Below are 7,710 nucleotides of genomic sequence, written 5' to 3'. Positions count from 1 at the left end.
AATAGGGGCGACGGTGATGGCGTGGTGACGAGAGGAGCCGTTCACAGGTCGGCCTCGTCCAGTTCGGCCATCAGCGCTTGCATTTCGTCATCGGACAGGCCCGAGGCGCTGAATTCGGTGCTGTCGGCTTGCGGCTCGGCGGCGTTCGGATCCAGTGGTTGCGCGACCTCGGCCATGGCCGCGATGGTCTGGCGCTCGAAGACTTGTTTGGCGGAGAGCGCGATGCCTTGCTCATGGGCCTGGGCCACCACTTGCAGGCTCAGGATCGAGTCGCCGCCGATGGCGAAAAAGTTGTCGGTGACGCTCACCGTCGAGAGCTTCAAGACCTTGGCGACGATCGCTTGCAGGGCGGTTTCCATCGCGTTGCGCGGCGCCACGTGGGCGCTTTCATCGAACGAGTCGGGGTCGGGCAACTGCCGGGTGTCGAGCTTGCCGTTGGGTGTGCGCGGAAAGCTCGCCAGGGTCAGCACCAGGGCCGGCACCATGTACGCCGGCAGGCGTTCACCGAGGAAACGCTTGATCGCCTCCGAGTCCGGTGCGTAGCCGTGGGCGGCCAGGATGTAGGCGAGCAGGCGCTTGCCAGCGGCGTGTTCCTGGACGATCACGGCGGCTTCGCGCACGTCGCTGTGGCTGCACAACTGCCGTTCGATTTCGCCCAGTTCGATGCGGTAGCCGCGCACCTTGACCTGATGGTCCTTGCGGCCAAGGAACGCCAGGCGCCCGTCGGCCAGCCAGCACGCCAGGTCACCCGTACGGTAGGCACGAGTGCCGTCGGCCAGGGTGACGAAGGCCTTGGCGGTTTCTTCGGGCTTGTGGCGATAGCCGCGGGCCAGGGTGGGGCCGGCGAGGACGATTTCACCCGGTTCGCCAATGCCGCAAGCCGTGTCGAATTCATTCAGCAGGCGCAGGTCCATGCCGGCGATCGGACGGCCGATGCTGACGTTCCGGCGTGGGTCCAGCACCTCATAGGTGGCCCAGACGGTGGCCTCAGTGGGACCGTATTCGTTCACCAGATGTGCGCGTGGCAGGGTCTTGCTGTGTTGCGCGATCAGCGACGGCGGGCAAGCCTCACCCGCGACGATCCAGCAGGCGAGGCTGTCGGTTCCCCCGCTGCGCTGCAATTGATCGAGCAGGGCCTGGTACAGCGACGGCAGCGACAGGCCGTGGCTGACCTGGTGCTGGGCAATCAGTTGCGCCAGGCGCGACATCTCCAGCTCTTCGCCCGGGGCGGGCAATACCAGGCGCCCGCCTTGGGCCAGGGTCCAGAAAATCCCGGCGACCGAACTGTCGAAGGCAAACGACGACAACAACAGGTAGGCGCGCACCGGGTTGTCATAGGTGGCCATGCGCACCTGGGTCGAGAAGCTCAGGGCGCCGTGGCTGATTTCCACGGCTTTCGGCGCACCGGTGGAGCCGGAGGTGTAGATCAGGTAGGCGAGGTCGTTGGCGTCCGGCAACGGCAGCGCCGGCCAATCGCCGAGGTCCTGTGTTGTCAGCTCACCGAGCACGAAGCGTTGCAGGTTGGCCGGCACGCTGTCGGCCAGCTCGGCGCTGACCACGATGTGGGCGATGGCGCTGTCGGCGAGCATGTAGGCGCGGCGGTCGGCTGGGTAGGTCGGGTCGATCGGCACGTAGGCGCCACCGGCTTTCAAGACGGCGAGCATGGCGACAATGGCCGCGTTGCTGCGGGTGAACAGGATGCCGACGGGCACCCCTGGACCGATGCCGGCGGCGACCAGTCGGTGGGCCAGTTGCGTGGCGCAGGCGTCGAGGCGACTGTAGCTCAGGTCGCCGTCCTTATCGCTGAGGGCGATGGCGTTCGGCTGGTGGCGAACCTGGCGGGCAATCAATTCCACCAGCGTCACCGGTTCGATGGAGGGTGCGCTCGCGCCGGCGCCGATCAACTGCGATTGCAGCGCGCCACCCAGGGGCAATTGGGCCCAGCCCCGTTGCGGTTCGGCCAGGGCGCCTTGCAGCAGTTGCAGCCATTGTTCGGCGAGGCAGCCGGCAGCATCGGCGCTGAGGACATGGCGGTCGTAGACCAGCTGCGCGTGCAGGCTGTCGGGCAACTGGCGGACGTTCAGGCACGCCTTCAGCGGGCTCATCACCGCGCCGGCCTGGCGCTCCCGGGCATCGCCGGAGCGCCAGGAAAAAGCGTATCCGGCGTGGTGGTTGCCGGTGTAATAGTCCTGCCAGCCAATCAGCCGTTCCAGGTTGGCGGCCACGTGCGTGCTTTGCTCCAGCAGAGTCGCCTGGGCATCCAGTTCGATGCTCACGGGCAGGCACTGTTCGAACAGGCCCAGGGCGTTCTCCAGTTCCGCGCCGCGACTTTCATGGATCAGGGTGAGTGGCACCTGTTGCTGGCCGGCCAGTCGTCCCAGGACCGCTGCCCATGCCGCCAGCAGTAGGTTTGGGGGCAGAGCCGAGTGACGGGCGAGGTTGCTCGGCAGGGTCAGCTCCAGTCGGGTTGGTGCAAAACCGCCCTCGAGGGCCGATTCGAGCGGCAGTTGCAAGGTGGCCTGTTCGGTGTCGCCCGCAGGTTTCCAGAAGCTCACGCCCGGATGGTCCGGCGCGTCTTCAACCAGGCTCCAGCGCCATTCGGCGTAGTCGGCGTACTGCAAGGTGTCGGACAGGTCCGTGGCGGTGTCCTGCAGCAATGCACCGGCCAGCCATTTCAGGCTGGCGAGGTCGAAGTGGCTGCTGGCCGCCGCGAGGTCCAGCACGCCTTGCTCATCGGACAGGCGCACCAGGGTCACGCACAGGGGGGGTGTCCAGTCACGGGGCTGGGTGGCGAGCTGAGCGAGCGCGGCGTCCTGGTCGGCGCGGCTGTGCTGGCGCAGGTCCAGGAGGTTCACCGCCAGCGAGCCGGCTTCGTCAATCACCTGCACCGGGTGGCGCAGGCCGGGCACGGGCATCAGGCGTGTACGCAGGATTTCGCTGCCCGCTACCAGTGCCTGCAGGCGGTTGTTCAGTGCATCGACATCCAGCGGTCGCGACAGCGACCATTGCAAATGACAGCTGAACGGGTGCTGCGCTGCGCCGTTGGTGTGGGGGTAAACCGATGCCTGTTGCGGCGAAATACGAAAACCTTGAAGTCCGCTCATGTTCATCTCGACTGGAAAAGGGCTTGAGCCTGGATCACCGCACAGACGCCGGGGCTTGCTGGACTCGTGTCAGGCAAGCCGCCTGCGAACGGCGGGTGGACCCGTTGAATGTCAGACGGCAACGTCGCTCGACAGCAGGGCTTCCGCCATGCCGGTCATGATGGCGCGCTTGCCGGTAAAGGGTTCGCGACCGTGCACGGCGAGCATGTTGTCGATGAACAACACGTCCCCCTGTTGCCAACTGAAGCGCACCAGCGAGTCGAGGTAGGCCGCACGTAGCGACTCCAGAACCTGCGGCTCGATCGGTTCGCCATCGCCGTAAAAGGTGTTGGTGGGCAGGTCGAGGTCGTTGAAGTTGCTTTGCAGCGAATCGCGGATTCGCTCAGGCAGGGTGCTGATGTGGAAGAACGTGGCGTGGTTGAACCAGACCTCTTCGCCGGTGCGCGGGTGGCGCACCACGGCTGGCCCGCGTTGACGGGTGCGCAGGCGATTGTTGTCTTTCCATTCCACTTCGATGCCGACGCTGGCGCAGTAGGCCTCTACTTCGCGGCGATCTTCGGACTGGAAAACGCTCTGCCATGGCAGGCCGAAACCGTCGCCGTAGTTGCGCACGTACAGCACGCCTTTTTCCCTGAACCGCGCTTGGATCTGCGGGCTGATCCTGGCCTTTACGGTGCGGGTCGAGCCGATCGGGGTTTCACCGCCGGTCTCGGACGGCAGTTGGCAGTAGAAGAACAGCCGCAGCGGGAAACGCGGCGAGTAGGAGTGTTCGTTGTGGGGGAAAATCATCTGGTCGGCCGGGTAGTCGGTCGAGGTGTAGATGTTGCCGCCGACCCGTGTCCGGGGTGAGGCGCGGAACATGTATTCCAGCGCTCCGGGGGAGAGGGCGGCGATCACCTGGTCGAACTGCTCGACGGACGCGACGTTGAAGCCGCGAAACAGCAGGGCGCCGTATTGCAGCAGTTTTTTTTCCAGCGACTCGCGTTCCCCGGCGGCCCAGGCGATCAGGTCGACGCCACTGACCGCCGGCTCGATCACCAGGGGCAGGGCGTGGTCCGGGCTGAGCAGGCGCTCGCTGACCAACTGTTGTTCCGAGACGTTCATGGCTTTGCGACGCACGGCGCCAAGGGCGCGTGGCGATGGGGGCACGATAGACATAACGGCATCCGACTCGGTTAAAGGGACAAGGAGCGACGTTTGGCTTGCATCATCTGGCTGCGACCGGCCAGCGCCTGGGACTGTTGTCGCTCCCGGGCAAAGGCCTGGTCCCAGCCGTCGATGCGCTCGGCCAGTGCCGGCAACGGTTCGTCCAGCAGGCTGTGCATCTGCTCCAGCAGGCGCGTCCACAGGTGTTGCAGGCGCACGGCACGGTCGCGGTCGAAGTATTCGCCGCGATACTTGAGCGTCGCGGCGAGGCCTTCGCCGCCGTGCACGAGGTCGAGCACCAGGTGGAAATCCCCCGGTGCCTGGGCCACGTCCAGCGCGGACAACTGCGCGCCGGCGATGGCGGTCGGGGTCACCCGTGACGGTTGATAGTTGAGCTTGACCTGGAACAGCGGCGAGTGACCGGGACGGCGCTGCGGCGCAAGGGCCGAGACCACCAGGTCGAAAGGCAGGCCTTGATGGGCGTAGGCCAGGCGCGCTTCATCGCGAACCCGCTCGAGGAAACCGGCCAGGGTCGGTTCGCCGTGCAGGTCACAGCGCAGGGTCAACTGGTTGACGAAGAAACCGATGACGTCGTTGTGCTCTGCCAGCGGCCGGCCGCTGACGTCGGTGCCCAGCAGGAACTGCGGCTGGCCGCCCAGTTGCTTGAGCACCAGTTGGTAGCTGGCCAGCAACAACATGAACAACGTCATGCCTTGTTCACGGGCCAGCGCTGCCAAGCGCTCGCAGCCGGTCTGCGGCACGTTGAAGTCCAGGCTGTATTCGCCCGGGGCCTGGCCGCTGCCACCCAGTTCCAACGTTTGCGGCATGCCGGTCAGGTGTTCGCGCCAAAAGTCTTGCTCAGTGGCGATCCGCTGTTCGCTCCAGTGCCGGGCTTCCCATTGGGCGAAATCGAGGTATTGCCCCGGGAGCGCGGCGTCCGCCGCCCCCGCCAGTTCCGCCAACAATATTTGCGCCGAGCGTCCGTCGAAGGCGATGTGGTGCAGGGTCAGCAGCAGGTCATGCTGTTGGTCGTGTCGGCTGAGCAACTGCGCCCGTAGCAACGGTCCGGCTTGCAGATCGACCGGGGTGGTGTGTTCGTGGGCCAGGCGTTCGTTCAGCGTCTGCTGTTGCTGCGCTTGGCTCTGCTCACGCACATCATGATGGACCAGCGCTACCGTCGTAGCCGGCAACACCTGTTGTTGCGGGCCATCGACACCGTCGCGGTACACCGTGCGTAATACGCCGTGACGCTCGACCAGCGTGTTCAGTCGCAGGGCCAGCGTCTCGATGTCCAGCGGACCTTGCAGGCGCAGGTGCAACACCAGGTTGTGGCGGGTGTCGTCCGGGTTCAGTTGTCGCAGGAACCACAGACGACGCTGGGCGAACGATTGATGCCCCTGGCTGAGGTTGGCCTGCTCGGTCGAAGCCTCGGCCGTTGGCGTTGGCTCATTGAGGAAGGTTTGCAGGGCCAGCGCCCATTGCCCCAGGGTGGTTTCCCCGAACAGGTCCTGAATATCGAGGTTCCAGCCCAGGTCCCGGTGCAGGCGCGCGGCGAAGTCAGCCACACCGATGGAATCCAGGCCCTGGCCGATCAGGCTGAGGTCGAAGTCGGCGGAAAAATACGGGTTGACCGCGTGCAGCGTCTGTTCCAGCCATTGGCGGCAGGCGGCTTGGGCCTGTTGCGGTGTTTCGGTCGCCAGGCGCTTGAGCTGGGCAAGGTCAAGGGGCTCGCCGTTCGAGGCCTGCTGCCCACCGCTCTGGGCGATGATGCTCAACGTGCCGGCGACCAGTTGCTTGCGCGCACCTTGACGGGCGATCTTGCCGCTGGTGGTCATCGGGATGGTGCCGGCTTGCACCAGCACAATCTGGTCGATGCCACAATCGGCGGCTTCGCGCACGGCGTTTTGCATCGACGCGAACAGCGCCGGATGATGCGCCGGGTCGACGAACTTGCGCTGCGGCTCGGCGACGATCACCAGTTTCTCGCGGCCCAGTGCCGGGTCCATTTCCGAGAAAGCAGCGATGCGTCCGGTACGGATGCCCGGCTCGGCGTCGGTAATGGCGAATTCGATGTCGTGGGGGTAGAGGTTGCGCCCATTGAGAATCAACAGGTCCTTGAGCCGCCCGCAGATCACCACCTGGCCTTCGTACATGAAGCCCAGGTCGCCGGAGCGCAGGTAATGTTCCGATGAGCCGACTATCCGTGCCTCAAAGGCCTCACGAGTGGCCTCGGGATTGTTCCAGTAGGATTCGGCGTTGCTCGGGCCCTTGAGCCAGACTTCGCCGATGTGATCGGCGGCGCAGCGCTCGAAGGTGTGCGGGTCGACGATGGCGATGCTGTGCAAGGCTTGCGGATAACCGCAGGCGACGAACTCCACCGCGGCGGCGTCGGCAGCCGCCAGCGCCACGCGACCGCTCTCCAGCACGGCTTTGTCCAGGCGCAGCACCACCGGCAGCGCATCGGCCGGCGTGGCGCTGACGCACAGCGTTGCTTCGGCCTGGCCATAACCGGGGCTGATGGCCAGCGGGTTCAGGCCGCAGGCGGCAAAACGCTGGGCGAAAGCTTCCAGGGTGCCGGGGTGGATCGGCTCTGCGCCGTTGATCGCATGTTTCCAGGCGCTCAGGTCGAGCTGTGCGATCAGGTTGTCGCTGACCACACGGTTGCACAGGGCGTAGGCGAAGTTGGGGGCGAAGCTGGCGGTGGCCCGGTAGCGACTCAGTGCCTGCAGCCAGGTCGACGGCGCATTGACGAAGGTCTGGGACGCCATCAGGTAGCACGGCATGCCGCTGTAGAGCGGGGCCAGCATGCCGCCGATCAGGCCCATGTCGTGGTACAGCGGCAGCCAGTTGACCATGGCGCCGTGTTCGTCGAAAGCGTACGCCTGACGCATCAGCTCGACGTTGGCGATCAGGTTGCGCTGACGCACCTCGACGCCTTTTGGCGAGCCGGTAGAGCCCGAGGTGTATTGCAGGAAGGCCACGGTCGAACCGTCGATAGCCGGGCGTTGCCACTGGCTGGCCGGTGGTGTGCCCAGGTGCTGGACGGTCAACACATCGACGCGGCCCTCCACCAGTTCAAGCAGACTTTCGCAATGCTCCGCCGGTGCCAGAATCAGCGCCGGCTCGGCATCCACCACCACGTTGCGGACGCGGTCGAGGTGGCGCGGTTTGCGCGACGGCGGTGGAAACAACGGCACGGCAATCAGGCCCGCATACAGGCAGGCACAGAAGGCGCGGGCGTAGTCGAGGCTGCTGGGCAGCATCAACAGCACACGATCCCCCGGGGCATAACGCGCTTGCAGCGCGGCCGCCAGGGACTGGGACTGCTCGTGCAGTTGGGCAAAGCTCAGGGTTTCGCCGATGTTGACACCGTCCGGCAAGAAATGCAGGGCAGCACGCTGAGGGAAGTGCTGGGCGTTGGCTTCCAGCACCTCGATCCAATGTTTGAATGAAAACATGT

3 protein-coding genes are annotated in these 7,710 nt (G+C 65.6%); all 3 read right to left on the bottom strand.

From position 1 onward, the window contains the following. Window positions 1–41 precede the first annotated feature (41 nt). Entirely contained in the window at window positions 42–3,104 is a 3,063-nt protein-coding gene (locus MA884_RS02005; protein ID WP_256228743.1) for an amino acid adenylation domain-containing protein, read from the bottom strand. Window positions 3,105–3,215: 111 nt separating this feature from the next. Beyond that, a complete protein-coding gene (locus MA884_RS02000; protein WP_256228742.1) occupies window positions 3,216–4,262 on the bottom strand; it encodes a TauD/TfdA family dioxygenase in 1,047 nt (348 codons plus the stop codon). Between the two features lie 17 nt (window positions 4,263–4,279). Beyond that, the gene (locus MA884_RS01995; protein WP_256228741.1) at window positions 4,280–7,708 is read right to left on the bottom strand and encodes a condensation domain-containing protein; all 3,429 of its coding nucleotides are present in this window, start codon (window positions 7,706–7,708) and stop codon (window positions 4,280–4,282) included. Window positions 7,709–7,710: the final 2 nt, after the last annotated feature.

Origin of the sequence: Pseudomonas sp. Q11, assembly GCF_024494355.1 — a bacterium.
In the GTDB taxonomy this organism is placed as follows: domain Bacteria; phylum Pseudomonadota; class Gammaproteobacteria; order Pseudomonadales; family Pseudomonadaceae; genus Aquipseudomonas; species Aquipseudomonas hefeiensis.
This window is presented reverse-complemented; position numbering and strand designations above follow the sequence as displayed.

Excerpts from the sequence above, each read along its gene's own strand:
- MA884_RS02005 (WP_256228743.1), bottom strand. The coding sequence starts at position 3,104 with ATGAGCGGACTTCAAGGTTTTCGTATTTCGCCGCAACAGGCATCGGTT.
- MA884_RS02000 (WP_256228742.1), bottom strand. The coding sequence starts at position 4,262 with ATGTCTATCGTGCCCCCATCGCCACGCGCCCTTGGCGCCGTGCGTCGC.
- MA884_RS01995 (WP_256228741.1), bottom strand. The coding sequence starts at position 7,708 with ATGTTTTCATTCAAACATTGGATCGAGGTGCTGGAAGCCAACGCCCAG.